Origin of the sequence: Kribbella sp. NPDC051718 (assembly GCF_040681515.1) — a bacterium.
Classification (GTDB): Bacteria; Actinomycetota; Actinomycetes; order Propionibacteriales; family Kribbellaceae; genus Kribbella.
This window is the reverse complement of record NZ_JBFAYZ010000001.1, coordinates 668464-691397: the sequence shown is the minus strand read 5'-3', so window position 1 is coordinate 691397 and position 22934 is coordinate 668464. Positions and strand designations below refer to the sequence as shown.

The window sequence follows — 22934 nt, the reverse complement described above, 5'->3', positions numbered from 1 at the left end:
GGCGTTCGTGTAGGAGGTAAAGGAGGCAGCATGAAGCAGTACCTGCTCAGCATTTACCAGCCTGACGGACCGGCGCCGGCGCCAGAGATCCTCGACCCGATCATGAAGAACCTCGCGGTCTGGAACGACGAGTTGCGGGCTGCCGGCGCGTGGGTGTTCAGCGCCGGACTGCATCCGCCGGAGTCGGCGACGGTACTCCGCGCCGACGGCGACGAGGTCCTGCTGACCGACGGTCCGTTCACCGAGGGCAAGGAGCATCTCGGCGGCTTCACCGTCGTGCAGGCGGCCGATCTCGACGAGGCCCTCACCTGGGCCCGCAAGCTGGCCGCGATCCTCAAACCCCTCTCCGTCGAAGTCCGCCCCTTCATCGAATGACCAAGCAGCCGGAGAGCCAGCCGTCGGTGGTTTCCGCCGCGGAGGTGGCTGCCGTGTTCCGGGCGGAGCATGGGCGGGCGGTCGCCGTGCTGGCCCGGGTGTTCGGGGATCTCGATATCGCGGAGGACTCGGTTCAGGAGGCCTTCGCGAAGGCTCTCGAGAAGTGGCCGGTGGACGGGCTTCCGCCCAGTCCGGCCGGATGGATCATCACGACCGCGCGCAACCGAGCGATCGACCGCCTGCGGCGCGAGTCCTCCCGCGAGGACAAGCACGCCCAGGCCGCGCTGCTGCATGCCCAGGACGAACCAGTGGAGGAGGGGGTTGTGCGCGACGACCGGCTCCGCCTGATCTTCACCTGCTGCCACCCCGCCCTCGCCCTGAACGTCCGCGTCGCCCTCACCCTGCGCCTGCTCGGCGGCCTCACCACGACCGAGATCGCGCACGCGTTCCTGGTCCCGGAATCGACGATGGCGCAGCGGATCGTCCGCGCGAAGGCCAAGATCCGCACCGCCGGCATCCCGTATCGGGTGCCCTACGAGGCTGATCTCCCCGAGCGCGTCCGCGGGGTCCTGGCCGTCGTCTATCTGATCTTCAACGAGGGGTACGCCGCGTCGTCCGGCGACGAACTGATCCGCACGGAACTCTGCCAGGAAGCCGTCCGCCTCGGCCGGCTGCTCGTCGAACTGATGCCCGACGAACCCGAGGCGGTCGGCCTCCTCGCGCTGATGCTGCTTCAGGAATCCCGCCGCGCGGCGCGAGTCGACGCCACCGGCTCGATGGTGTTGCTCGCCGACCAGAACCGCGACCTCTGGGATCGAGCGCTCATCGCGGAAGGGCAGGACCTGGTACGCCGATGCCTGCGGCGCGGCCAGCCCGGTCCGTACCAGTTGCAAGCGGCGATGAACGCGGTCCACAGCGACGCCGCCACGGCCGCCGACACCGACTGGCGCCAGATCGTCCAGCTGTACGACCACCTGCTCACCCTCGAGCCGACCCCGATCGTTGCTTTGAACCGAGCTGTCGCCGTCGGCGAGGTCGATGGACCGGGCGCTGCGCTCAAGCTGGTCGACGATCTGGACCTCGGCAGCTACTACCTGTTCCACGCGATCCGCGCCGAGCTCCTCAAGCGTCTGGACCGGCGGGGCGAGGCGGCAGCGGCCTACCGGGCAGCCCTGGAACTGACCGTCAACACGGCAGAACGCGACTTCCTGCAGCGCAGCCTCGACGCCCTCTGAGATTCACCTGCTCGCCACATCCGAACCGTTGATCTGTCCGGCCATCTTCGAGACATTGGTCCGGACCAATCAATCGATCTCCGGAGGAGCCCGTGAACCGCCCCCTCGCTCTCACCGCCTTGGCCACAGTCGCCCTGACCGTCACCACTGCCCTGGTTGCCACCGCACACCCACCGGCTGCTGCTGCCGCCGCTCCGACCGCCAACGTTCAGAAGGTGCTCGTGATCGGCATCGACGGCGCGTTGCTCAGCAAGATCCAGGCCTTCGACACGCCCGCGCTGAAGGGCCTGATCAGCACCGGTTCCGCGAGCCGGACCACCCTGTACGCCTCGCCGTTCGCGCCCACCCTGTCCGGACCCGGCTGGGCGACCAACGCGACCGGCGTCTGGCCGGACAAGCACAAGGTGCTGAGCAACAGCTGGGGTACGGGTACCAACCTCACGCAGTACCCGGACTTCCTGACCCGCCTCGAACGCGCTCGTCCCACGCTGTCGACGTACGCGATCGCCGACTGGACACCGCTGACGACCAACAGCGCCGGCCAGGCGATCTTCACCGACGAGGTACAGAAGAAGGTCACGTACGACGGTGACGCGCTCGGCTGGACCGCCACCGACGCGAAGATCGCCACCGAGGCGGCCGCGTACCTGAAGGGCACCGGGCCGGACGCGTCCTTCGTGTACTTCGGTGACGTCGACATCGCCGGCCACAGCTGCGGTGCGACCGGCGCCTGCTACCGGACCGCGATCGAGAACACCGACCGCCACGTCGCGACCCTGCTGGCCGCGGTCAAGGCCCGCCCGACCTACGGAGGCGAGGACTGGACCGTCCTGGTCACCGCCGACCACGGCCACAAGGACAGCGGCGGCCACGGCGGTAGCTCGGTGCCGGAGCGGTCGTCGTTCATCATCCGCAACGGCCCCGGTACGACGCCTGGCACCCCGGCGATCGCGCCGAAGAACGTCGACCTCGCGGCGATCGTGCTCAGCCGGTTCGGGATCACCGCTTCCGACATCGACGGTCAGGTCGCGGCTCCTGATGACCCGTTCGACTCGCTGGTGGGGTCGTTGCAGTCGCGCCTGGACGAGACCGGCGTACCGACTGACGTGAAGGGCTGGACGCACACCACACCCGCAGGCTGGACGATCGACAACACCGGGCTGGGCACCGGCGGCGTACGGGAGTGGCAGGGCTGGTCGTTCACCACGGATGACTTCTGGACCCGGGCCGCCCCCGATCAGCAGCGCGAGAGCAACGTCCGCGCCCGCGGCGTCTTCGCTGTCGCCGACTCCGACGAGTGGTCCGACAAAACCCGCACCGGCCTCTTCAACAGCAAGCTGACCTCACCGGCGTACGACGTAACCGGCGCGACCACCGCCACCCTCACCTTCTCCTCCCACTACCTCAAGAGCGGCACCGAAACCGCCACCGTCCAAGCATCCTTCGACGGCGCCACCCCCACCCCCATCCTCACCTACACCAAAGACACCATCGCCAAGATCGAGCGCCTCACCATCCCCGTCCCCGCAGGCGCCCGCTCAGTCAAAATCACCTGGTCCCTGACCAACGGCGACAACGACTGGTACTGGTCCATCGACACCCCCCACCTCACCAAGAACTGACCCCCCCGTGCCGAAGAACAGGAAGTCCGCGCTCTCAGCGCTCGGTCCCACGCTCACGACCACAGCGGCGGAGCGCAGAAGACCCACTACTTCCTGTTCTTCGGTACGTCGCGCGGGCGGCTAGGGTCGGGTGCCATGGCTGACAGCTTCGAACTGATCTGCGAGGTCGAGCCGCCGACGCGGCCGGATCTGAAGAAGGTGCGGCATCAGATCGGGGTGATGAGTCCGATCGCGGATGCCTTCCTGATCCCGGACAACCACATCGGGCGGGCGACGGTCAGCAGTGTTGCCGTGGCCAACGAGGTGCAGGCGATGGGGGCGCGGGGGATCGCCTGCCTGAACTCCCGCGACCGCAACCTGCTCGGCTTCCGCCGCGACCTGCTCACCGCGGCGGCGTACGGGGTGGAGCAGTTCCTCTTCGTGCACGGCGACAACCCGACCGAAGGCGCCCGGACCAGCCAGCTGACCGTCCGCACGATGATCGACGAGGCACGCGCGACCAGCTTCCCGGGGATCAACGCGTTCCAGGTCGGCGCGGCGACGCGGCTGCGGGCAGTACCGGCTTGGAAGGCCGAGGCCGACTTCCTTTACGTGCAGGTCAGCTATGACCTCGATGAGCTGCTCAGGTGGCGTGAGAGTGTCCGGCTGAACATCCCCGCTGAGCATCCCGGACGCGCTTGTCGCTGCCGTCGAGCGGGATCGGGATGCGGGGGTGGAGGCGGCCTGTGAGCAGGTCCTGAGGATCCGGGACAGCGGTGCGTTCCAGGGGGTTCATCTGATCCCGGTGAGTCGTTACCGGCAGGTCGCGGCGCGCTTGGAACTCGAACTCTGACGCTGTTTGGCACCGTCACCGGCCGAAACCGACTAATGTCGGCGTGCAGAGTCGGCTGAGGGAGGAGGGGGCGTGGTTGTACCAGGGAAAGGGCTGATCGACGGCCTGAAGGTCACCGCCAAGACGCTGGGCCGCCGTGCCGTCACCGAGCAGTATCCGGATGTGCAGCCTGAGCTGGCGCCCCGGACGCGCGGCGTGATCGCGTTGATGGAGGAGAACTGCACCTCCTGCATGCTCTGCGCGCGGGAGTGCCCGAGTTGGTGCATCTACATCGACTCGCACACCGAGACCGCTCCGTCGGTCGGCGAGCAGGCCCGGGAGCGCAGCCGGAACGTGCTCGACCGGTTCGCGATCGACTTCAGCCTCTGCATGTACTGCGGGATCTGCATCGAGGCGTGCCCGTTCGACGCGCTGTTCTGGTCGCCGGAGTTCGAGTACGCCGAGACCGAGCTGCGCAACCTCACCCACGAGAAGGACCGCCTGCGCGACTGGATGTGGACCGTCCCCGCGCCGCAACCGATCGACCCCGGCCCATCGGTGATCGAACCGATCGAGGCGAACCCGGAGGGCGAGGAGTGACCACTGCGCTCTTCTCCATCGCGGGGGCGGTGGCGCTGCTGGCAGCGGTCATTACGGTCACCTCGCGCCGGATCGTGCACGCCGCGCTCTGGCTGGTCGTCACGCTCGGCGCGGTGGCCGGCTGCTTCGGCGCCCTGCATGCCGAGTTCGTCGCCCTGGTTCAGATCCTCGTCTACGTCGGCGCGATCGTCGTGCTCGTCCTCTTCGCCCTGATGCTGACCAAAGCCCCGACCAACCCGCTGCCCGCGCTGACCACCCGCCGCAGCCCGTTCGCCGCCACGATCGCCCTGGTGCTCGCGCTGCTCCTCGGTACCGGGGTAGTTCTTGCCTTCGGCAACCAAAAGCTCAGGCCGGTACCAACGGGCAGCGCCGAAGCCATCGGTACCGCCGTCTTCCGCAACTGGGTGCTCCCCTTCGAAGTCCTCTCGGTCCTGTTGCTGGCAGCCCTGATCGGCGCGATCGTGCTGTCCCAGCGCCCCGGGAAGAAGGGCGACTGACCATGCCGATCATCGTCCCGCTGCTGCTCGCCGTCGCACTGTTCTGCATCGGCGTGTACGGCGTACTGGCCCGCCGCAACGCGATCACGATGCTGATGTCCTTCGAGCTGATGCTGAACGCGGTCAACCTCAACCTGGTCGCCTTCGACGCCTGGCGCGTCGACGGCCTCGCGACCGGGCAGACCCTCGCGGTCTTCGTCATCACCCTGGCAGCGGCCGAGATCGGTCTCGGCCTCGCGATCATCCTGCTGCTCTTCCGCGGCCACGGCCATGTGGACGCGGATGCGGCTCGTGACCTGGTGGAGGAGCAGTGATCGCCACCGCCTGGCGCGTGATCGGCGTCGGCTTCTCCCTGCTCGTCCTGCTGACCGCCGGCCTGCTCTACGGCGTCGATCCGCAGCAGAAGCTCTTCGGCGGTGTCTTCGTCGGCCCCGAGGTGTACCTGAGCTACGGCGTCCGTACCGACGACCTGACCGTGTTCCTGCTCGCGATCGTCGGCGTCGTCTCGCTCTGCGTGCAGGTCTACTCGATCGCCTACGTCCATGAACGCGTCGCCTCCTACACGGCCCTCGTCACGCTCTTCACCGCGGCGATGGTGACCGTGGTCGTCTCGGACAGCCTCTTCCTGCTGCTGATCGGCTGGGAGCTGATGGGCGCCTGCTCGTACCTGCTGATCGGTCATTACTGGGAGCGCCGCGACGCCCGCTCCGGCGCGATGAAGGCGTTCCTGATGACCCGGCTCGGTGACGTCGGCTTCCTGTTCGGCATCTTCGTGCTCGGCCTCGGGTACAAGACCTTCACTATCTCCGAGCTCGGCGACCGGCCGATCTCACCCGGCCTGCTGACCACCGGCACGCTGCTGATCCTGGTCGGCATCGTCGGCAAGTCGGCCCAGGTCCCGTTGCAGACCTGGCTGCCCGACGCGATGCCCGGCCCGAGCCCGGTCAGCGCATTGATCCACGCGGCCACCATGGTCGCCGCCGGCGTCTTCCTGATCGCCCGCCTGTACGACGTGTTCGCGGCTTCCGAGGCGACCTTCACCGTGCTGGCCGTGATCGCCTGCGTGACGATGCTCTTCGCCGCCCTCTGCGCGATGGCGGCCGTCGAGGTCAAACGCGTCCTCGCCTGGTCGACCGTGAGCCAGCTCGCGATCATGTTCGCCGGCCTCTCGCTCGGCACCCGCGACGGACGGCACGCGGCGCTCTTCCACTTGCTGACCCACGCAGCCTTCAAGGGTCTGCTCTTCCTCTGCGCCGGCGTCCTCCTGCATCAAGTCGGCAGCGCGGCCTTCGTCGTACTACGCCGCTACACCCGGCGCGGTGCGCTGCGGAAGCGGATGCCGGTCACCTTCATCACGATGACGATCGGGCTCGCCGCGCTCGCCGGAGTGCCGGGCTTCGCTGGCTTCTTCTCCAAGGACTCGGTGATCGAGGCAGCCTGGGAGCACGCCCGCGACGGCTCGACGATCGGCTGGGTCGTGCTCGTCTCGGTCTGCCTGACCGCCGCGCTGACCGCCTTCTACTGCGTCCGCCTGTGGCTGTGGGTCTTCTTCCGTACTCCGGCCCTCGCCGGCGCGCTCGGTGCGTTCGAGGACGACGACTCGATGGCGGACCTCGACGAGCCCGACTCGAGCAAACTGCGGGACGGGTCCTGGCTGATGCTCGCGCCGCTGGTACTACTCGCAGTCGGCGCCATCGGGCTGGGCTACACGGATGGCGTCCACCTGAAGTGGCCGATCGCGTTGGTGACGACGGTGCTCGGACTGTTCGGCGCGCTGCCGGCGTACTCGTTGTGGCAACGGGGTGCTGATCCGCGGCCGGTCGTGCTCGAGCGCGAGTTCGGGGTGGATTCGGCGTACCAGCGGGTGTTCGTCGTACCGGTCCAGTGGCTGGCGCGGTTGGCGGTCGGTGGGGATCGGGACGTGATCGGGGGATATGTGCGAGGGGCTGGGCGGGCCGGCGTACTGGCGTCGGCCGGGTTCCGGAAGCTGCAGACGGGCAACGTGCAGACGTACTTGACGGCGGCTGTGATCGGGGCGGTCGCGCTGGCGATCCTGGCGGGGGTGATCGGCTCATGAGTCTTTTGCTGATCGCTTTGCTGGCCGTACCGGCGCTGACCGCGGCGATTCTCTGGGCACTGCCCGCTGACACCGGTGATCGCGTGGCGGCGATCGTCGGCTCGATCGTCTCGGGCTTGGTGCTGGTTGGCTCGGCGGTGCTCTGGTGGGATCTGATCCGGCCGCGAGGTGGCCCGGTGACGCTGGGCCTCGCCGCGATCGACCTCGAGAATCCCCCGAGACCGCTGCCGGGCAAGATCCACGCGTTCGCCGAGACCGACAGTTCCTGGATCCCGTCGCTGGACGTCCGGTTCCATCTCGGTGTCGACACCATCTCGCTGCCGCTGATCGTGCTGACCGCACTGCTCGTCTTCCTCTGCTGCCTGTACTCCCTGCGCGTCACCCCGCGCATCGGCCGGACGCGTTCGCTGATCGCCCTGCTGCTGGTCATCGAGACGGGTGTGATCGGGACCTTCTCGGCGCTCGACCTGGTGCTGTTCTTCCTGTTCTTCGAGGTCGTGCTGATCCCGATGTGGCTGGTGATCGACATCTGGGGCGACGATCACGACCCGGCCGGGCGACGGCGGGCGGCGACCACGTTCGTGCTGATGACGGTGTTCGGGTCGGCGCTGATGCTGCTCGGCTTCCTTCTGGTACATCGCCAGGCGGGGACGTTCGATCTCGAAGTACTGGGCGAGAATCCGGTCGCCGGCGGTCATGGGATCGCGCTCGTCGCGGCCGTGCTGATCGCCGTCGGGCTCGCGGTGAAGATGCCGCTGTGGCCGCTGCACATCTGGCTGCCCGACGCGCACGCGAAGGCGCCGACGGTCGGGTCGGTGCTGCTGGCCGGCGTACTGCTGAAGCTCGGCAGCTACGGCATGATCCGGATCCTGCTCCCCGTCCTGCCCGACGCGACGGCCACCATCGCGCCGTACCTGGCCGGCTTCTCGACCGTCGCGATCATCGCCGGTTCGCTGGCCTGTCTCGCGCAGACCGACGTCAAGCGGCTGATCGCGTACTCGAGCGTCGGCCACATGGGCTTCATCGGACTCGGTATCGCGACCATGTCGCCGGAGGGCCTGTCCGGCGCGCTGTACGCGAACATCGCCCACGGCATCATCACCGGCCTGTTGTTCTTCCTGGCCGGGGCGATCAAGGACCGGCACGACACCAGCGACCTGCGCGCGATCGGCCGCGCCCTGTACGCCCGGTTGCCACGAATCGGTGGGCTGCTCACGTTCGCGTGCCTGGCGTCGCTCGGGCTGCCCGGGCTGGCCGGGTTCTGGGGCGAGATGCTGATCCTGCTGGGTGCCTATCATCCGGCCGATGTGTTGCCCCGGACAACGTTCTTGGTGCTGATGGTGATCGCTGGGCTGGGCGCAGTACTGACTGCGGCGTACTTCCTCAAACTCATCCGCCAGCTCAACCAGGGTGACCCGGCCGAGAATCCGGCGTCGGCGTTCGCGGTGGATCTCAGCCGGATCGAGCTGATCACCTGGGCTCCGCTGGTCGTGCTGACGGTCGTCCTGGGACTCTGGCCACCCTTCCTGCTCGACTACTGGACGTTCGCATGACGATCACCTGGACCGACTGGCAGACGATCGCCGTCCCGCTGGTACTGGCGGTGGGCGCCGTCGCCGTGCTGCTGATCGACGGGTTCTGGAGCAGCGGTACCAAGCGGGCCAAACACCTGGTGGCCACGCTGATCACCGGTGGCGTGATCCTCTTCGGCCTGGCCTTCGTGGCGGCGCAGCGGGACGCGTTCAAGCCGGCCTTCTGCCGCTTCGCGGTCGAGGGACCGGCCGAGTGCAGCCTGGTGCTCGACCCGCTCACGATCGGGCTGTGGGCGGTGCTGCTGATCGGCGGCCTGGGGGTCGTCGGGCTTTCGGCGTACCGGCTGTTGCCGGCCGAGATCCCGGTGGGGGAGTACCACTTCCTCCTGCTCAGCGCGCTGGTCGGCGCGACCGTGCTGGCCGGGGCGCGCGATCTGGCGACCGTGGTCATCGCGTTGGAGGTCGTCTCGCTGCCGAGCTTCGCGATGGTCGCGTTACGGCGTGACCGGCGCGGGTCCGAGGCGGCGCTGAAGGCGTTCCTGGTGTCGGTGCTGTCGACGGCGGTGATGCTGTTCGGCATTTCGTACCTGTACGGCGTGACCGGGTCGCTCTACCTGCAGACGATCGCGAACCGGCTGCCGGGGATCGATCCGGATCTGCGGCGGGTGGCCTTCGCCGCCGGGCTGTTCGTGATCGTGGGGTTCGGGTTCAAGATCGCGGCGGTGCCGTTCCATGGGTGGCTTCCGGACACGTACGCCGGCGCGCCGGTCGAGGTGACTGCCTTCCTGGCCGTCGTCTCCAAGTCGGCCGGTGTCGCGGGGCTGCTCGTGCTGGTGACGTACGGGATCACGCCGTCGGGTCCGGATCTGCGGATCGTGGTGGCTGTGTTGGCGGCCTTGACGATGACTGTTGGCAACTTGGCCGCGCTGCGTCAGGTAGAGGCGGTTCGGCTGCTCGCTTGGTCGTCGATCGGGCAGGTCGGGTTCCTGCTTGCGCCTTTGGCGGTCGGGGACGCGCAGGCGGTTGTGGCGTACTTGGCGGCGTACGTCGTCGTCACGCTCGGCGCCTTCGGGTCGGTCGCGGTCGTCCAACGTCACCGCCCGGGCGGCCTGTTGCTGTCGGACTACCGAGGCATGGTCCGCTCGGAACCGGGCCTCGGCACGGCCCTCATCTTCTTCTTGGTCGTCCTGGCAGGCCTACCACCCGGCCTGGCCGGCCTCTTCACCAAGTTCGCCGCTTTCCAGTCCGTCATCGACGCCCACTACGGCTGGCTCGCCGTCGTCATGGCGGTGAACGTGATGATCGGCCTCGCCGTCTACCTCCGCTGGATCGCCGAGCTGGTCCGGCTGCCGGCCGACAACCCGTTCTCGGTCGACATCGAGACGCCGGCGGTGACCGTCATCTCGCTGTGCGCCGGGGCGGCCGTCGTACTGTCGATCCTCCCCGGCACACTCTTCGCGTTGGTGAACTGACCTCTACTTGGCCGCGAGGGCTAGGCGGAGGATCGTGTCGTAGTCGACCAGTTCGACGCCGGGCTCGGTGGTGGTCTCGGTCGTCGCGAGGACGAGGAGCTTGCGGGGGTTGCTGACCTCCACGTTGTACTTCGTCTTCGCGAACGCCTGGTTCTCCGCGTTCGTGAAGTACTCCCCGTACTGCGTGAGTCGAGCGACCCCGTCCTGCGCGGTGGTCGAGCGACGGCGCTTCTTGCCGTCCTTGCCAGTTTCGAGCAGCGGGAGGGCCAGGTCGCCGATGATGTGGCTCCCGTCGTCGCGCTCGAGGATGAAGTCGGGCGTTACCGAAGTACCGTCTGCTGCTTCGAGCACCGGCTCGCGGACCAGCTGGGTCGCGCCGAACGCGGACAGCAGGATCTCCTCGTGCTGCTGCAGGAACTCACCGACCGTCGTCTTGTGCAGCCCGTGCTGGTACGTCGCGCCGAACGGCTCGGCCTTCAGCAGCTCCTCCACCTGGCCGCGCGGCACGGCAAGGGTGCCGATCGGGTCGAGGTGTGCCGCCTCGTTGACCAGCTGCTGCAGGTACTGGCGGTACTTGTCGGCCGGCTCGGAACGGTGGATCGCGATCGCCAGGAATGTCCAGCGGACCCGGACGGACGTCTCGACACTGGAGGCGAGCAATACGCGCTCGAGGGTCGTGTAGTTGCCCGGGGTGAAGCTCAGCAGCTTGCTCTCACCGGTGCCGACCAGCTCACGGCCGATGATCCGCTCGGCGCTCGGGTAGCGGCTGTCGAGGGCGCTTCGGCCGAACTCGGTCGCGATGGTGGCGTCCTGGTACCGGTCGTCGTTCCGCAGCACCACGACCGTACCGGCCTGGTCCGCTGCCGCTCCGAAGTACTCGTCGATCCCCGCGGCCTTCTGCCGGCGGACATCGAGCGACCGGTACTCCTTCGTCACCCCGACGAGCTCCAGGATGTTCCAGTCCGGCGTCTCCGTCAGCACCAACTGCCGCGGATACAGCAACGGCCCCACCAACTCGCGCCCATGACTCCCCGGCAGGTGCTCACTCACGCTCTTGAGGTGCTCCCCCCAGAACTGACTGTTCACCTTCACGAACTCGGTGGGTTTCATCGCCCGCTCTCTCCTCGCTGACTAGCCATCCCGACACAACAGCCAACCCCTGTCGGCCCAGCCAGTATTCCCTGTTGCTAGGAGATTGCCGCCGCGAGGACGGCGAAAACCACCACGGTGAGGATCAGGACGCCGACCATCAGCAGAGACTTGACCGCGGTCGACTGCTGACCGCGGACGATCCCGAGGTTGGCGGCGATGCCGGCTGCCCCGATGAGCCCGCCGATCAGCCCTCCGACCAGCAGTACCAGCGGCAGGATGACCAGCACCCGCACCACGAGCGGGAGCGACGGCCCGGTCCGATACCTGGTACCAGCGATCTCCAAGCTCGGGTGCGGATCCAGCAGACTGCTGTGCAACTTGGCAGCCACCGACTGCCCGTCCAGGGTCGGCAGCGTGTAGTTCCCGCGCCTGGTCCCCCGCACCTCCTGCACACCAACCGTCACCGAGTGCTTGCCGGTGAAAGCATTGACATCAATCACAACGGGCCCGGCAAGCCCCTCGACCACCATGGGTTCAGTACGCATGAGCGGACTGTACCGGTTGGGCGAGGCCCCGCAGCCGCCTCCAGGCCACAACTGGATAACACGAGAACAGCCCCCGACCTGTCTCCAGGTCGAGGGCTGTTTCAGCTCCTGTGGCGGGTGCAGGGTTCGAACCTGCGTAGGCATAAGCCGACAGATTTACAGTCTGCTCCCTTTGGCCACTCGGGCAACCCGCCAGGGTGCTGCCGGTTCGTGAACCGGCGTGAGAGACGATACAACAGACAGTGGCCCTGACAGCAAATCGGTTAAGACAGTTAGCTTCAGAAAGGACGTGCCCATGGCTTCGGAGTCCTCCTTCGACATCGTGAACAAGGTCGACCAGCAGGAGGTGGACAACGCCGTGAACCAGGCGGCCAAGGAGATCAGCCAGCGGTTCGACTTCAAGAACGTGGGCGCCGAGATCAAGCTGTCCGGCGAGGCGATCGACATGCAGGCCAACACCGAGGAGCGCTGCAACGCGGTCCTCGACGTGCTGAAGGACAAGCTGGTCAAGCGGCAGATCTCGCTCAAGGGCCTGGAGGTCGACGAGCCCAAGCTGTCCGGCAAGATCTACAAGCTGCAGGCCACCATCAGCGCCGGCATCAGCCAGGAGAACGCGAAGAAGATCTCCAAACTGATCCGCGACGAGGGCCCCAAGGGCGTCAAGGCGCAGATCCAGGGCGACGAACTCCGCGTCTCCAGCAAGAGCCGCGACGACCTGCAGGCCGTCCAGTCCCTGATCAAGGCCCAGGACCTCGATTTCGCCGTCCAGTTCGTCAACTACCGCTGACGTTTCCGGGTGCCGGATTTGCGAAGGTGGATCAGGGACGACTTCGGTCTGGACGTGACCGAACTCACCCAGGTCCACCACGGCGCCGACCTCTCCGCCGAGGTCTGGCGAGCCGGCCAGTACGCCGTCAAGTGGACCGCCGGCGGCACCACGGCGGCGTACGAGGTGACCGCGTACCTGGCTGAGGGCGGTGTCCGTGGAGTTCCAGCTCCCCTCAAAACCCGCGCCGGCGCCCTCTGGAGTGACCGGGATGGCAAGCGGCTCTCGCTGACCCCCTGGATCGACGGAGCCCGCGCAGCCGACACCGGCCTCACCACGGCCCAGTGGACGGCCTACGGCTCCCTACTGGCCGAGATCCACTCCCAAGCGGTACCGGCCCGCCTCAGCGCCCTACTGCCGCCCCTCAACCCCATCAACGCCCGCATGCCGGCCCTGACCCGCGAGCTGGACCACCGCCTCACCACCCAGCCCCCGGTGGACGACGTAGAGGCCGAGCTGGCCAAGACCTGGCAAACCCACCAAGAGCTGATCACCGCCCTACTCCACCCCGGCACCCCATCACCGGGCCCACGAGTCATCTGCCACGCCGACCCACACCTGGGCAACGTCCTGGTCACCCCCACCCAACTCCACCTGATCGACTGGGACGACGCAGTACTGGCCCCCATCGAACAAGACCTACTCTTCATGCTCGGCGGCATGGGCTCCCTAGGCCCCACAACCCAACCCGACCGAGACGCCTTCTTCACCGGCTACGGCCCGGTCACCCAAGACCCCACCCGCCTCACCTACTACCGCACCGCCCGAGCCCTGGAAGACGTAGCCCTCTGGGCCGAACAAACCCTCACCGGCCCCGACCGCGAAGAGTCCCTGGAGATCCTCCAAGGCGTCCTCGGCCCAGACGGCCTCGCAGTACAGGCCGTGGGCTAGGCGTGCCGCATCCAGATGTTGGGTTCGGTGTAGAGGCCGGTGTTGGATGCCTTGTCGATGGCGAGGGTGGTTAGGCCTTGGGGGATTACGTAGGTGCCGGTGGAGGGGAAGGCCAGGCCGGTCCAGGATTCCCAGTCGGGGATGGTGCCGGTGATGGTTTGGGAGGTGGGGGCGGGGGCCAGGAGGGTGGCGCCTAGGCGGATGTGGGTGCGGAGCCAGGGGTCCAGGGGGAGGCCGTCGTCGCGGGTCCAGGTCATGAACTCGGCTATGTCGGTCAAGGGGTAGCTGGATTTGAGGGTGGGGCGGACGGGGGCGATCATCTGGGCCAGGCCGCGGGACAGTGCCTGTTGCTTGACTGCGGTGATCACCCGGCTGGCGTGGCCTTTGCCTTGTTCGTCGTTGCGGACGGCGGCGGCCATCAGGACGAAGGTGTTGGGGGTCAGGCCGGCCTCGTATGAGTCCACCGAGCGGGCCAACGAGTCGGTGAAGCCGCCGGGGAGGTCGGCCACGGTGCCGTCCCAGGGGAGGGGGACGCCCCAGCAGCCGCCGATCAGGCGGCGGGTGTCGTCGACGAGGTAGAACTCCCAGTCGGCGAAGTACGAGCGGCGGCGATCGCGGTACTGGCTCACCACCTCGTCGTGGAAGATGAACTCCGGCCACTCCTCCACGAAGCGCTGTTCCGCTTCCGCGTCCAGCTCGGGTGCCTCGGCTACCGGGATCAGCTCATACATGCGGTGAACGCTAGACCGGGCGACCACCAGCAGCCACTGCATTTCCGGCGCGTACAGCGCGTGGTGCGCCGCCCAGTTCTCGGTGGCAGGTCTTGTTGAAGGCCTGTAGGTCGGGGATGCCGACAGTGGCGGCTATGGCGGGGATGGAGAGCGTGGTGGAGACCAGGAGGTGGCGGGCTCGGGCCATGCGACGTTGGCGAATGTAGGCGACTACTGTCATGCCGGTTTCGACGCGGAAGAGCCTGGTCAGGTGGTTGTGGGATACGCCGGCAGCGGCGGCCAGTGCGGGCACAGTCAGGGCCCTGGCCAGGTTGGCCTCGATGTAGCTGATGGCTGCCGCCACGGCCGAGTGGCCGGCTGCTGTGCCGCCTTCGGTCAAGGGCGCGGACAGTTGTGCGACCCGCCAGAGTGCGGCCCACACCTCGGCCACTACCCGGGGAGAGCCGCTTGGTGATGCCCCGATGGCGGAGCGGAGCATGTCGGAGAGGACCGGGGCCGTAGTACCGGCGTCCTGTACGGCCGGTACGTACAGCGGCTCGCCCACGATCCGTGGGCGGAAGTGCACGAAGAGGTGCTCCGAACGCCCGCGGTAGTCGAACTGCACCTGTACTCCGGCTGGCGTCAAGCTGACCGAGCCGGGTGCGACCGGATAGGTCGTACCCCCGATCGTCAGGTCGGCCGAGTACCCGTACAGGTGCAGTTGCCAGAAGTCAGGCAGCTGGAAGACATCTCGCAGGCTCCGCACCCCGTGCACCCCCACGCCGACGTTCACCAGCTCGGGCGGCTCGGCCAGATGCAGCGGAATCATGGTGAGAAATTACCACCAGTGGTGAACACAACCCACGCAAAAGCAAAGTAAACCTACCTAGCCTGGAGGAGTAGCAACCAGCAAGCACTAGTCGCCCCGAAAGGGAGAGACATGCCGCATCCGCATCGCAAAAACCTGCTCACCTCCGTCCAGATGGCGAGTTTCGTCGCCACCGGCGCGTTCCGGATGGACGCCGTCGTGCCCGACGAGATGAACCAGCAGGCGCTCGACGTCCTGAAGGCCGGCATCCCCGGCGTCCCGTACGGCACCCCGCTGTCGGAGGCGTTCGTGGACAGCGAGTTCGTCCAGCGGCTGGTGCAGCTGCCGGAGGTCGCCGGCGCCATCCACAGCCTGGTCGGCCCCGAGCCGACCGTCGACCACCACGCCGTGCACATCCGCAAGGCGCACGAGGGCGAGGCACAGAACCTGCACGGCGACGCGATCATCGACGTCCGTGAGGACGCCTTCGACGTCCAGCTCATGTACTACCCGCAGGAGGTGACGCTCGAGATGGGCGGCACGCTCAGCGTCCCCGGCAGCCACCTGCGCCGCACCAACGAGTCCGACACCGGCCGGTACCAGAACCTGCTCGGCCAGACCCGGCTCACCTGCCCGCCCGGTACGGTCGTCCTGCTCCACCACGGCATCTGGCACGGCGGCCGCAAGAACGACAGCGCCATCGACCGGTACATGTTCAAGATCCGCTTCAACCCGACCGTCCGCCAGGTCCGGCTGTGGAACACCGACGACCTGTACGACGACGCCGTCGCGCACGAGCTCGGCCAGTACTTCCCCTGGTACGAGAACGCCACCGGCCGACTCGAAATCTTCAACCGGGTCAAGCTTTGGCAGGCGTTGACCGGCGATGACACCTACGATCCGGACTACTGGGTCACCCGGGTGACCAATCGTCCGCGCCGCGTCGTCGCCCAGCGCAGCCTCAACCCGCACGCAGCGAAGAAGGAGATGGCATGAGCATCACCCCCGACCAGCAAGCCCTCGGCCTGCAGGCCATCGGTGAGCAGGTGGTCCGCCAGCAGGTCCTGGTGCTCTACCTGGCCTCTTCGGCGCTCGATTCGCGCACGGTCGGCTGGTCGACGTACGACGGGACCGGCGCGACGACACCCACCACGGGTGACTCCGACGTCCCGCCGTACGCCAGCGGACTCGACGCGCTCAAGGACGGCTGGCGGCTCTTCCAGGCCGCGCAGTTGCTCCCGCCGCAGCCGGGTCACGAGTACGACGTGTCGTTCCTCAAACACGAGTTCTTCTTCGAGAAGCTCGTCGCGATCTAGTCAGGCTGCGTTGGATCAATAGGCAAGTACACAGACCGGTTTCGGCCAGTCCAGCGGCGTCCCCGTTGCGGTGAGGGCGCCGCTGCTCTGGTCGACGGTGAAGACCGCGATCGTGTCCGAGGTCTCGTTCCCGGCGTACAGCTGCAAGCCATCCTTGCTGAAGGCGAGGTGCCGCGGCCAGGTCCCGCCGGAGCTGATCGTCTGAATCAGCTCGGCCTCGAGGCCTTCCGCGCCGGTCTCGAAGACCGCGATCGTGTCGTCGCCGCGGTTCGAGCCGTAGACGAAGCGGCCGTCGGCCGACACCAGCACCTCGGCCGGGAAGTTGTCCCCGGAAGCGTCGTCGGGCCGGGTCGACACGGTCTCGGCGATCGCCAGCTTGCCCTCGGCGTGGCTGAGCACGATCAGCGTCGAGTCCAGTTCGTTGATCAGGTACGCCGCGTGGCCGCCCGGGTGGAAGACGAGATGCCGCGGCCCGGCGCCCGGGTGGGTCTGCAGCCGGCTCACCTCTTCCAGCCGGCCGTCCTTGGACAGCGTCGAGACGTACACGCTGTCCGACCCGAGATCGATGTCGAAGGCAAACGATCCGGACGGGTCGAAGGTGACCTGGTGGGCGTGCGGGCCTTCCTGCCGCTCCTCGTTCGGGCCGGTGCCCTCGCGCTGCAGGATCTGGCTCGGGTCGCCGAGCGAACCGTCGTCCTTGATCGGGTGGACCGCGATCGAACCGGAGCTGTAGTTGGCCGACAACAGGAACTTGCCGGACGGGTCGATCTCCAGGTGGCACGGGTCGGCGCCGCCGGTCGGCTGGTGGTTGAGGAACTCCAGCGCGCCGCTGTCCGCGATCGCGAAGGCGCTGACGCGGCCGGACGGCAGTTCGTTGGTCGCGTAGAGGTACCGGCCGTCGGCCGAGATGGTCAGGAACGACGGATTCGCGGTCGCCGCGGCGACCTGCAACTCCTCCGCAGTACCGAACCCGATGCCTTCACCGCCACCGTCCCGAAGGGTGTAACTGCCGACATAGATCTGCTCCGAGGTCATGCCCCCACCCTGCCAGCTAAGTCAACCGCAAGCACCCATCGGGCTCGTAGGCTCAGCTCATGGACACCGTCGCCTTCCTCCGACGCATAGGCGTCGCGTCTGCTGCTGCCCCGAGCATCGAAGGGTTGTCGGAGCTGCACGAGGCGTTCGTCGTCAACGTGCCGTACGAGACGGTGCAGTACCAGTTCGGCCAGGGCGGTTCGATGGATCCCGAGGTGGTCGCTGCGCGGATCATCGCGCGCGAGACCGGTGGCTATTGCTTCCAGCTCAACGGAGTCCTCGCCCAGCTGCTGACCTCACTCGGATACGACGTGACGCTGCACCGCGGTGGCGTCCAGACGGCCAGCCGCCCAGCCGTCGTCGACGCCAGCCACATGGTGCTGACGGTGGTACTGGACGACGAGACCTGGCTGGTCGACGCAGGCCTGGGCGACGGCCTCCTGACCCCGATGCCGCTGCAGGCCGGCGCAACGGCGTACCAGGACCCCTTCACCCTCTCGCTACGAAAGTCCGACCTCGTCGACGGCTGGCGCCTCGACCACGACCCCCGCGCCGGCCTGATCGGCATGGACTTCGAGTCGGCCCCCGCCACCTTCCCCGACTTCGAAGCCCAACACCAACACCTCTCGCTATCCCCGGACTCCCCTTTCGTCCGCACCTGCTCAGCATTCCTCCGCCGCCCCGGCAGCATGTCGACCCTGCGCTCCGTCGGTCTGATGCAAACGTACAGAGACCGCATCGACAACAAGATCATCGAAACCCAGCCCGAGTACTACGAAGCCCTCGCCGACATCTTCCAGCTACCGCTTCCGCATTTCTCCGCCGCCGACCGCGACGCACTCTGGCGGCGGGTCTGGACGCAGTACGAGAATTTCCTGGCCGCTCAGCAGGTCAGGAGTTCAGAAGGCTGAGGTCCGCCGCAGACAACGTGATCGCGGCGGCGGCGATGTTCTGGTCCAGGTGATCTGGGTTGCCGGTGCCGGGGATGGCCAGGACGTTGGGGGACTGGTGGAGGGTCCAGGCGAGGCGGATCTGTTGTTCCGTGGCGTCGTGGGACTTGGCGACGGTTTGTACTGCGGTCGCGGCCGCGCCGGTAGTACCGGCGATGGCGAAGAAGGGGACGTAGGCGACGTCGCGGTCCGCGCAGAGCTGGATGAAGGCGTCGTCGGAGCGGGAGGTCTCCAGCGAGTAGCGGTTCTGGATGCAGACGACCGGGGCGATCGCCTGCGCCTCGTCGAGGTGGTGCGGGCTGACGTTGGAGATGCCGAGGTGGCGGATCAGGCCGGCGTCGCGGAACTCGGTGAGCCAGTGGAAGCGTTCGGCCAGGGACTCGCCGGGCTGGTTCATGATCCGCAGGTTGACCACGTCGAGGTGGTCCACGCCGAGCCGGCGCAGGTTCTCGTCGAGCTGGACGCGGAGTTCGGCCGCGGTGGTCGCGTTGTAGAAACCGCGCTCCGGGCTGTCACCCGGGCCGATCTTCGAGGTGATGACGAGATTCTCCGGGTACGGCGAGAGCGCCTCCCGGATCAGGTCCAGCGCCGGCCCGTAGAAGGCGGCCGTGTCGATGTGGTCGACGCCGAGCTCGACGGCACGCCGCAGGACCTGGATCGCGACCTCCCGATCCGCACTGCCCGCCAACCGCATCGAGCCGAAGCCCATCCGGTTGACGGTGAAGTCGCCGAGTTTCCAGGTCCCCGCGGCAGCCGCGGTCAGGTCGTCAGAGGGCACCTGACGAGCCTACTCACTCCTCGATCGCGCCACCGACACCGCGAAGATGCTCGCGGAAGGTGAGCGACGGACGCTCCTTGCGAGCCGCGAGGTAAGCGTCGAAACCGACCTGCTGGCGCAGCGACGTACCGGCTCTGATCAGTTCAGCCTGGCGTCGTTCGGTCGCCTGGATCGAGGTGGCGAGGTCGAGCAGTTCGTCGACGCGGTCGGCCGGGATGAAGATGATGCCGTCTTCGTCACCCAGTACTACGTCCGCGCTGGTGACCGCCCATTCGCCGACGACCGCGTACTTCAATGCGTCAGGCGCCTGCGGATCGAGGCGCAGCGGGCCGGTCGGTAGCGCGCCGAGGCTGTACACAGGCAGACCGACCGCCTGCAGGTCGACCGTGTCCCGGTGCAACCCCCAGACGACCAGCCCGGTGAGGCCGGCCGCCTTCGCTTCCTCGGCGACCATGTCACCGACGCAGGCCTCGTCGCGGCGCCCGCCGTTGTCGACGACGAGCACGTCACCGGCCTCGGCCGTCTCGAACGCCTCCAGAAAGATGTCGACGCTCCCGACATGACGGACGGGAAGTACCCGGCCGGCGACGCGCCCCGAGGTGACGGGCAGCAGCGACACCGTCCGCACCGGAACGTCCGCGCGCAGGCAGGCGTCGGCGACATGAGCAGTGGTCAGATTTTCGAACCGCTTCAGCAGATCAACCATTCCCTGACCTTAGTCAGCGAATCGATACCGAACCAGAAGGTTCCAGTACTAGCGGTCGAGGAACTGGATGATCGCCGGGAGGTCCGGTTGGTAGCCGTCGGTGGTGTCGACCGTCAGGGTGGGGACCGGCAGCGTGATCGGGTCGAATGCGGTGTGGCCGCGGCGCCACGTCTCCGCGGAACGGTGACCGTCCTCGTGGGCCTTGCGGAGGGTGTTCTCGGCGGCGCGGGTCGTGATGCGCTCGTGCGCGACCTCGGAAGAGACCGCGCAGTGCACGACCCGCAGCTCAGCCAGCCCTAGGAACGGTGTCAGCCCCGGCCGCCAGACGCGATCCTGGAACGCGGCTTCGGCGACCACCGTCGAGCCGCGGCCGATCAGCAGGCCGATGACGTCGAAGAACGTCGCGAGCGTCCGCATCGTCAGCGGATCGGCAGGACCCGGTACGAATCCGGGCGTCGCGTGCGCCATCCCCTCCTTGATCTCGTCCCGGCAGATCGCCGGGCAACCAACGGCGGCCGCGATCCGGTGGGCGAGCGTGGTCTTGCCGCTGCCCGGGGGACCGCTGACCACGACGAGCATGGGCTTCGACGACATCCCGGCACCCTAGCCGCGTGGAGCCGTCCGGTGATGATCGGCATCTGTCCGGATATGACTGGACGGACTAGCCCAGTATCCGCACGATGGCTGAGTGACCACGTACTCCGCCGTCCGTACCACCGGGATCTACTGCCGCCCGGGCTGCGGCGCCAAGCCCCTGGCGGAGAACGTCGAGACCTTCGAACTCCCCGCCGCAGCCGAGGCCGCCGGCTACCGCGCCTGCCTCCGCTGCCGTCCGTACCGCGTCGCCGGCACCGTCGCCGACGAAGCCCCAGAGCTCGTCTGCCGCGCGGTCCAGCTGATCATCACCGGCGTGCTCGACGAAGCCGACGAGACCGCGTTGGCCGCGCGGCTGGGTCTCTCGGCGCGTCACCTGCGCCGGATGTTCAACGACCATCTCGGCGTCACGCCCGACCAGTTCGCCCGCTCCCGTCGCGCCCATTTCGCCCGCCGCCTGCTGGACGACTCGGAGCTGACGATCGCCGACATCGCCTTCGCCTCCGGCTTCGGCAGTCTGCGCCAGTTCAACCGGGCGATGCGCGAGATCTTCCGCTCGACCCCACGCGAGCTGCGCGACCGCCGTCGGCGTACCGACCGCCTCGCGGCCGACGGAGGCCTCGTACTACGCATGCCGTACACCCCGCCGTACGACTGGCCCGCGATGCTCAACTTCCTCGAAGCCCACGCGATCCCCGGCGTGGAGTCCGTCATCGACGGCGTGTACCGCCGCACGATCGCCCTCGACGGCGACCCCGGCCTGCTCGAACTCACCGCCGGAGGCCCCGATCACCTGCTCCTCCGAGCCCATCTCCCTTACTGGGAGGGCGTAATCCACGTCGTAGAACGCGCCGCCCAGCTCGTCGGCCTCGAAACCGAACCGGTACTGGCCACCGCCCAGCTGACCGGCGACCCCGTCATCGGCCCGCTGATCAAGGCCCGCCCCGGACTCCGGGTGCCCGGCGTGTGGGGCCCGTTCGAGGTCGCCGTCGCAGCAATTGCCAGGGATCAAGAGCTGCTCAAGCAGTTGGTGGAGGCCGTCGGTACGCCGGTTGCCGGGCTCGGCCATGGGCTCACCCATGCATTCCCTTCCGCGGAGACGCTGGCGAACCGGTACGACCAACCCGGCCGGGTCGCGGACACGCTCCGCGCGCTGGCGACTGAAGTTGCTGCAGGCAACATCAAGCTGGATGGCGGCGAGCCGCTCGAAACCCTCGTCCCAGCTCTCACCCACATCGACGGGATCAGCGAGACGGCCGCCCATCACATCGCCCTCCGTCTGGGCGCCCGCGATGCCTTCCCGGGCGAGTCCGCCACAGACTCAGAAGCCTGGCGTCCATGGCGGGCCCTCGCCTACCTTCATCTATCGCAATAGCGCGTTGTGCTTGCCTAGGTCACCCAGAACCTCATAGGTGCCAGTAGCAAGCACCTCCTGCGCTGCCGCGGCCGCGAGCCCATAAGCACCAGCACTGAGAGCCGGTCCCAGACTGATCCGCGCGACCCCCAACGCGGCCAGTTCGCCAACCGTCGGCCCGCCCGGTCCGGTCATCACGTTCAGTGGCAGCGGTGATCCGGCGACGAGTTCACGGATCACCTCCGCATCCCCGACACCCGGCACGAAGAGCACATCGGCGCCGGCTTCGGCGTACAGGCGTGCTCTTTCCAAAGTCCCAGTCCCATCGCCGAACAGATACGTGTCCGTTCGCGCATTGATCACCAACTCGATGCCAGCGGCAACTGCTGCGGAGCGAGCCGCTACGATCCGCGCGGCCAGCACGGCCGGATCACCCAGCACGTGCGAGACGCTGTCCTCGAGGTTGATACCGACGACACCGATCTCGATGACCTCGGCGACGGTTTCGCCGACCTCGGCCGGGGTCGCGCCGTACCCGGATTCCAGATCGGCGGTGAGTGGTACCGAGATCACCGCCGCGATGCGACGCAGTACCGCGAGCGCCGCGGCGCGGGTGAGACCACCCGCGTCCGCGACTCCTTCGGCCCACGAAACGCCCGCGCTCGTCGTCGCGACAGCCTTCGCTCCGGCCGCCTCGATCGCGCGCGCCGAACCGGGATCCCACGCGTTCGGCAGGATGAGCGGCCCGTCCGCGTGCAGCGCCCGGAAAGCCCGGGCCTGCGCCTTCCGATCGATGCTCACAGGCTGACCAGCAGCTCGTGATCGATCTCGACGAACTCGACGATCAGCTCCGCGAACTGCCCCGCGATCAGCTCCTTGTACGCCGACGAGCCGGTGTGCGCGTCGTACGCCGCCTGATCCGCGAAGTGCTCCACGAACAGCAGGTAGTCGGGCGTCGCCGGGTCGCGATACACCCGGAACGACAACGTTCCCTCCTCCTGCCCCGGCCCCTGCGGCGCGAACGCCCGCACAAGCTCCTCGGCCTTCGCCTGGTTGCCGCTCTTCAGATGAATGGGAAACACCTTTGCCAGCACTTTCTTCCTCCTGA

General features: G+C 67.7%; 25 protein-coding genes, 1 tRNA gene and 1 pseudogene. 16 read left to right on the top strand and 11 right to left on the bottom strand.

Features of this window, described 5'->3' with window-relative positions:
• Nucleotides 1-30 precede the first annotated feature (30 nt).
• The 10 genes and pseudogenes from AB0M15_RS03445 to AB0M15_RS03400 all read left to right on the top strand — a co-directional run bounded on the left by AB0M15_RS03445 (nucleotide 31) and on the right by AB0M15_RS03400 (nucleotide 10221).
• Nucleotides 31-375, top strand: coding sequence for a YciI family protein (locus AB0M15_RS03445; RefSeq protein WP_363813439.1), 345 nt, complete (start codon nucleotides 31-33; stop codon nucleotides 373-375).
• A complete protein-coding gene (locus AB0M15_RS03440; RefSeq protein WP_363813437.1) occupies nucleotides 372-1610 on the top strand; it encodes an RNA polymerase sigma factor in 1239 nt (412 codons plus the stop codon). The genes AB0M15_RS03445 and AB0M15_RS03440 overlap by 4 nt, the downstream gene beginning before the upstream one ends.
• A 92-nt stretch (nucleotides 1611-1702) precedes the next feature.
• Nucleotides 1703-3232 (top strand): alkaline phosphatase family protein, encoded by a 1530-nt coding sequence (locus AB0M15_RS03435; RefSeq protein WP_363813435.1) that lies wholly within the window; start codon nucleotides 1703-1705, stop codon nucleotides 3230-3232.
• A 135-nt stretch (nucleotides 3233-3367) separates the two neighbouring features.
• A complete protein-coding gene (locus AB0M15_RS03430) occupies nucleotides 3368-3961 on the top strand; it encodes a hypothetical protein (protein WP_363813433.1) in 594 nt (197 codons plus the stop codon).
• A 310-nt stretch (nucleotides 3962-4271) separates the two neighbouring features.
• Nucleotides 4272-4493 (top strand): annotated as a pseudogene (locus tag AB0M15_RS03425) (4Fe-4S binding protein); the annotation flags it as partial.
• A gap of 146 nt (nucleotides 4494-4639) precedes the next feature.
• Nucleotides 4640-5140, top strand: coding sequence for an NADH-quinone oxidoreductase subunit J (locus AB0M15_RS03420; protein ID WP_363813431.1), 501 nt, complete (start codon nucleotides 4640-4642; stop codon nucleotides 5138-5140).
• Between the two features lie 2 nt (nucleotides 5141-5142).
• Nucleotides 5143-5454 carry an NADH-quinone oxidoreductase subunit NuoK gene (gene nuoK / locus AB0M15_RS03415; RefSeq protein ID WP_363813429.1) on the top strand — a complete coding sequence of 104 codons (312 nt, stop codon included), beginning with the start codon at nucleotides 5143-5145 and terminating at the stop codon, nucleotides 5452-5454.
• Entirely contained in the window at nucleotides 5451-7217 is a 1767-nt protein-coding gene (locus AB0M15_RS03410) for a proton-conducting transporter membrane subunit (RefSeq protein ID WP_363813427.1), read from the top strand. The genes nuoK and AB0M15_RS03410 overlap by 4 nt, the downstream gene beginning before the upstream one ends.
• Nucleotides 7214-8770 carry an NADH-quinone oxidoreductase subunit M gene (locus AB0M15_RS03405; RefSeq protein WP_363813425.1) on the top strand — a complete coding sequence of 519 codons (1557 nt, stop codon included), beginning with the start codon at nucleotides 7214-7216 and terminating at the stop codon, nucleotides 8768-8770. Before AB0M15_RS03410 ends, AB0M15_RS03405 begins: the two co-directional genes overlap by 4 nt.
• Nucleotides 8767-10221 carry an NADH-quinone oxidoreductase subunit N gene (locus AB0M15_RS03400; protein ID WP_363813423.1) on the top strand — a complete coding sequence of 485 codons (1455 nt, stop codon included), beginning with the start codon at nucleotides 8767-8769 and terminating at the stop codon, nucleotides 10219-10221. Before AB0M15_RS03405 ends, AB0M15_RS03400 begins: the two co-directional genes overlap by 4 nt.
• Before the next feature lie 3 nt (nucleotides 10222-10224).
• On the opposite strand, the gene AB0M15_RS03395 is transcribed toward AB0M15_RS03400, so the two are convergent.
• The 3 genes from AB0M15_RS03395 to AB0M15_RS03385 form a co-directional block, all read right to left on the bottom strand.
• A complete protein-coding gene (locus tag AB0M15_RS03395; protein ID WP_363813421.1) occupies nucleotides 10225-11331 on the bottom strand; it encodes a hypothetical protein in 1107 nt (368 codons plus the stop codon).
• A gap of 77 nt (nucleotides 11332-11408) precedes the next feature.
• Nucleotides 11409-11858, bottom strand: a complete 450-nt coding sequence (locus AB0M15_RS03390) for a hypothetical protein (RefSeq protein ID WP_363813419.1) — start codon at nucleotides 11856-11858, stop codon at nucleotides 11409-11411.
• A 111-nt stretch (nucleotides 11859-11969) separates the two neighbouring features.
• Nucleotides 11970-12052: transfer RNA gene (locus AB0M15_RS03385), tRNA-Tyr, on the bottom strand.
• Between the two features lie 101 nt (nucleotides 12053-12153).
• Here AB0M15_RS03385 and AB0M15_RS03380 point away from each other — a divergent pair.
• Both AB0M15_RS03380 and AB0M15_RS03375 read left to right on the top strand, forming a co-directional pair.
• The gene (locus AB0M15_RS03380) at nucleotides 12154-12645 is read left to right on the top strand and encodes a YajQ family cyclic di-GMP-binding protein (protein ID WP_363813417.1); all 492 of its coding nucleotides are present in this window, start codon (nucleotides 12154-12156) and stop codon (nucleotides 12643-12645) included.
• Between the two features lie 54 nt (nucleotides 12646-12699).
• A complete protein-coding gene (locus AB0M15_RS03375; protein ID WP_363813415.1) occupies nucleotides 12700-13575 on the top strand; it encodes an aminoglycoside phosphotransferase family protein in 876 nt (291 codons plus the stop codon).
• Here AB0M15_RS03375 and AB0M15_RS03370 read toward each other — a convergent pair.
• Nucleotides 13572-14306: a GNAT family N-acetyltransferase gene (locus tag AB0M15_RS03370; protein ID WP_363813413.1), complete on the bottom strand. Its 735-nt coding sequence runs from the start codon at nucleotides 14304-14306 to the stop codon at nucleotides 13572-13574. The genes AB0M15_RS03375 and AB0M15_RS03370 overlap by 4 nt on opposite strands.
• 10 nt (nucleotides 14307-14316) lie before the next feature.
• On the bottom strand, nucleotides 14317-15114 hold the full coding sequence (locus tag AB0M15_RS03365; protein WP_363813411.1) for a helix-turn-helix transcriptional regulator: 798 nt from the start codon (nucleotides 15112-15114) through the stop codon (nucleotides 14317-14319).
• Nucleotides 15115-15225: 111 nt separating this feature from the next.
• Between AB0M15_RS03365 and AB0M15_RS03360 the strand changes: the two genes are divergently transcribed.
• Complete coding sequence (locus AB0M15_RS03360; protein ID WP_363813409.1) at nucleotides 15226-16089, top strand: phytanoyl-CoA dioxygenase family protein; 864 nt, start codon at nucleotides 15226-15228, stop codon at nucleotides 16087-16089.
• Nucleotides 16086-16409 (top strand): hypothetical protein, encoded by a 324-nt coding sequence (locus tag AB0M15_RS03355; RefSeq protein WP_343976121.1) that lies wholly within the window; start codon nucleotides 16086-16088, stop codon nucleotides 16407-16409. Before AB0M15_RS03360 ends, AB0M15_RS03355 begins: the two co-directional genes overlap by 4 nt.
• A 15-nt stretch (nucleotides 16410-16424) precedes the next feature.
• On the opposite strand, the gene AB0M15_RS03350 is transcribed toward AB0M15_RS03355, so the two are convergent.
• Entirely contained in the window at nucleotides 16425-17444 is a 1020-nt protein-coding gene (locus AB0M15_RS03350; protein ID WP_363813407.1) for a lactonase family protein, read from the bottom strand.
• Nucleotides 17445-17503: 59 nt separating this feature from the next.
• Between AB0M15_RS03350 and AB0M15_RS03345 the strand changes: the two genes are divergently transcribed.
• A complete protein-coding gene (locus AB0M15_RS03345; RefSeq protein ID WP_363813405.1) occupies nucleotides 17504-18355 on the top strand; it encodes an arylamine N-acetyltransferase in 852 nt (283 codons plus the stop codon).
• Here the strand turns inward: AB0M15_RS03345 and AB0M15_RS03340 are convergent.
• From AB0M15_RS03340 to AB0M15_RS03330, 3 genes are read right to left on the bottom strand one after another with little or no spacing between them, the layout of a single operon-like run.
• Complete coding sequence (locus AB0M15_RS03340; protein ID WP_363813402.1) at nucleotides 18336-19172, bottom strand: oxidoreductase; 837 nt, start codon at nucleotides 19170-19172, stop codon at nucleotides 18336-18338. The genes AB0M15_RS03345 and AB0M15_RS03340 overlap by 20 nt on opposite strands.
• Before the next feature lie 13 nt (nucleotides 19173-19185).
• Nucleotides 19186-19878, bottom strand: coding sequence for an RraA family protein (locus tag AB0M15_RS03335; RefSeq protein ID WP_363813400.1), 693 nt, complete (start codon nucleotides 19876-19878; stop codon nucleotides 19186-19188).
• Between the two features lie 48 nt (nucleotides 19879-19926).
• Nucleotides 19927-20472, bottom strand: coding sequence for an AAA family ATPase (locus tag AB0M15_RS03330; protein WP_363813398.1), 546 nt, complete (start codon nucleotides 20470-20472; stop codon nucleotides 19927-19929).
• A 94-nt stretch (nucleotides 20473-20566) separates the two neighbouring features.
• Between AB0M15_RS03330 and AB0M15_RS03325 the strand changes: the two genes are divergently transcribed.
• On the top strand, nucleotides 20567-21847 hold the full coding sequence (locus AB0M15_RS03325) for an AlkA N-terminal domain-containing protein (protein ID WP_363813396.1): 1281 nt from the start codon (nucleotides 20567-20569) through the stop codon (nucleotides 21845-21847).
• On the opposite strand, the gene AB0M15_RS03320 is transcribed toward AB0M15_RS03325, so the two are convergent.
• Both AB0M15_RS03320 and AB0M15_RS03315 read right to left on the bottom strand, forming a co-directional pair.
• Nucleotides 21836-22627: an isocitrate lyase/phosphoenolpyruvate mutase family protein gene (locus AB0M15_RS03320; RefSeq protein ID WP_363813394.1), complete on the bottom strand. Its 792-nt coding sequence runs from the start codon at nucleotides 22625-22627 to the stop codon at nucleotides 21836-21838. The two genes, AB0M15_RS03325 and AB0M15_RS03320, sit on opposite strands and share 12 nt — an antisense overlap.
• Nucleotides 22624-22920, bottom strand: coding sequence for an antibiotic biosynthesis monooxygenase (locus tag AB0M15_RS03315; RefSeq protein ID WP_363813392.1), 297 nt, complete (start codon nucleotides 22918-22920; stop codon nucleotides 22624-22626). Before AB0M15_RS03315 ends, AB0M15_RS03320 begins: the two co-directional genes overlap by 4 nt.
• Between the last annotated feature and the right edge of the window lie 14 nt (nucleotides 22921-22934).

What these genes read in the sequence shown, in the direction of transcription:
- AB0M15_RS03445 (WP_363813439.1), top strand. Translation starts at nt 31, where the DNA reads ATGAAGCAGTACCTGCTCAGCATTTACCAGCCTGACGGACCGGCGCCG.
- AB0M15_RS03440 (WP_363813437.1), top strand. Translation starts at nt 372, where the DNA reads ATGACCAAGCAGCCGGAGAGCCAGCCGTCGGTGGTTTCCGCCGCGGAG.
- AB0M15_RS03430 (WP_363813433.1), top strand. Translation starts at nt 3,368, where the DNA reads ATGGCTGACAGCTTCGAACTGATCTGCGAGGTCGAGCCGCCGACGCGG.
- nuoK (WP_363813429.1), top strand. Translation starts at nt 5,143, where the DNA reads ATGCCGATCATCGTCCCGCTGCTGCTCGCCGTCGCACTGTTCTGCATC.
- AB0M15_RS03405 (WP_363813425.1), top strand. Translation starts at nt 7,214, where the DNA reads ATGAGTCTTTTGCTGATCGCTTTGCTGGCCGTACCGGCGCTGACCGCG.
- AB0M15_RS03400 (WP_363813423.1), top strand. Translation starts at nt 8,767, where the DNA reads ATGACGATCACCTGGACCGACTGGCAGACGATCGCCGTCCCGCTGGTA.
- AB0M15_RS03395 (WP_363813421.1), bottom strand. Translation starts at nt 11,331, where the DNA reads ATGAAACCCACCGAGTTCGTGAAGGTGAACAGTCAGTTCTGGGGGGAG.
- AB0M15_RS03390 (WP_363813419.1), bottom strand. Translation starts at nt 11,858, where the DNA reads ATGCGTACTGAACCCATGGTGGTCGAGGGGCTTGCCGGGCCCGTTGTG.
- AB0M15_RS03380 (WP_363813417.1), top strand. Translation starts at nt 12,154, where the DNA reads ATGGCTTCGGAGTCCTCCTTCGACATCGTGAACAAGGTCGACCAGCAG.
- AB0M15_RS03370 (WP_363813413.1), bottom strand. Translation starts at nt 14,306, where the DNA reads ATGTATGAGCTGATCCCGGTAGCCGAGGCACCCGAGCTGGACGCGGAA.
- AB0M15_RS03365 (WP_363813411.1), bottom strand. Translation starts at nt 15,114, where the DNA reads ATGATTCCGCTGCATCTGGCCGAGCCGCCCGAGCTGGTGAACGTCGGC.
- AB0M15_RS03360 (WP_363813409.1), top strand. Translation starts at nt 15,226, where the DNA reads ATGCCGCATCCGCATCGCAAAAACCTGCTCACCTCCGTCCAGATGGCG.
- AB0M15_RS03355 (WP_343976121.1), top strand. Translation starts at nt 16,086, where the DNA reads ATGAGCATCACCCCCGACCAGCAAGCCCTCGGCCTGCAGGCCATCGGT.
- AB0M15_RS03350 (WP_363813407.1), bottom strand. Translation starts at nt 17,444, where the DNA reads ATGACCTCGGAGCAGATCTATGTCGGCAGTTACACCCTTCGGGACGGT.
- AB0M15_RS03345 (WP_363813405.1), top strand. Translation starts at nt 17,504, where the DNA reads ATGGACACCGTCGCCTTCCTCCGACGCATAGGCGTCGCGTCTGCTGCT.
- AB0M15_RS03335 (WP_363813400.1), bottom strand. Translation starts at nt 19,878, where the DNA reads ATGGTTGATCTGCTGAAGCGGTTCGAAAATCTGACCACTGCTCATGTC.
- AB0M15_RS03330 (WP_363813398.1), bottom strand. Translation starts at nt 20,472, where the DNA reads ATGTCGTCGAAGCCCATGCTCGTCGTGGTCAGCGGTCCCCCGGGCAGC.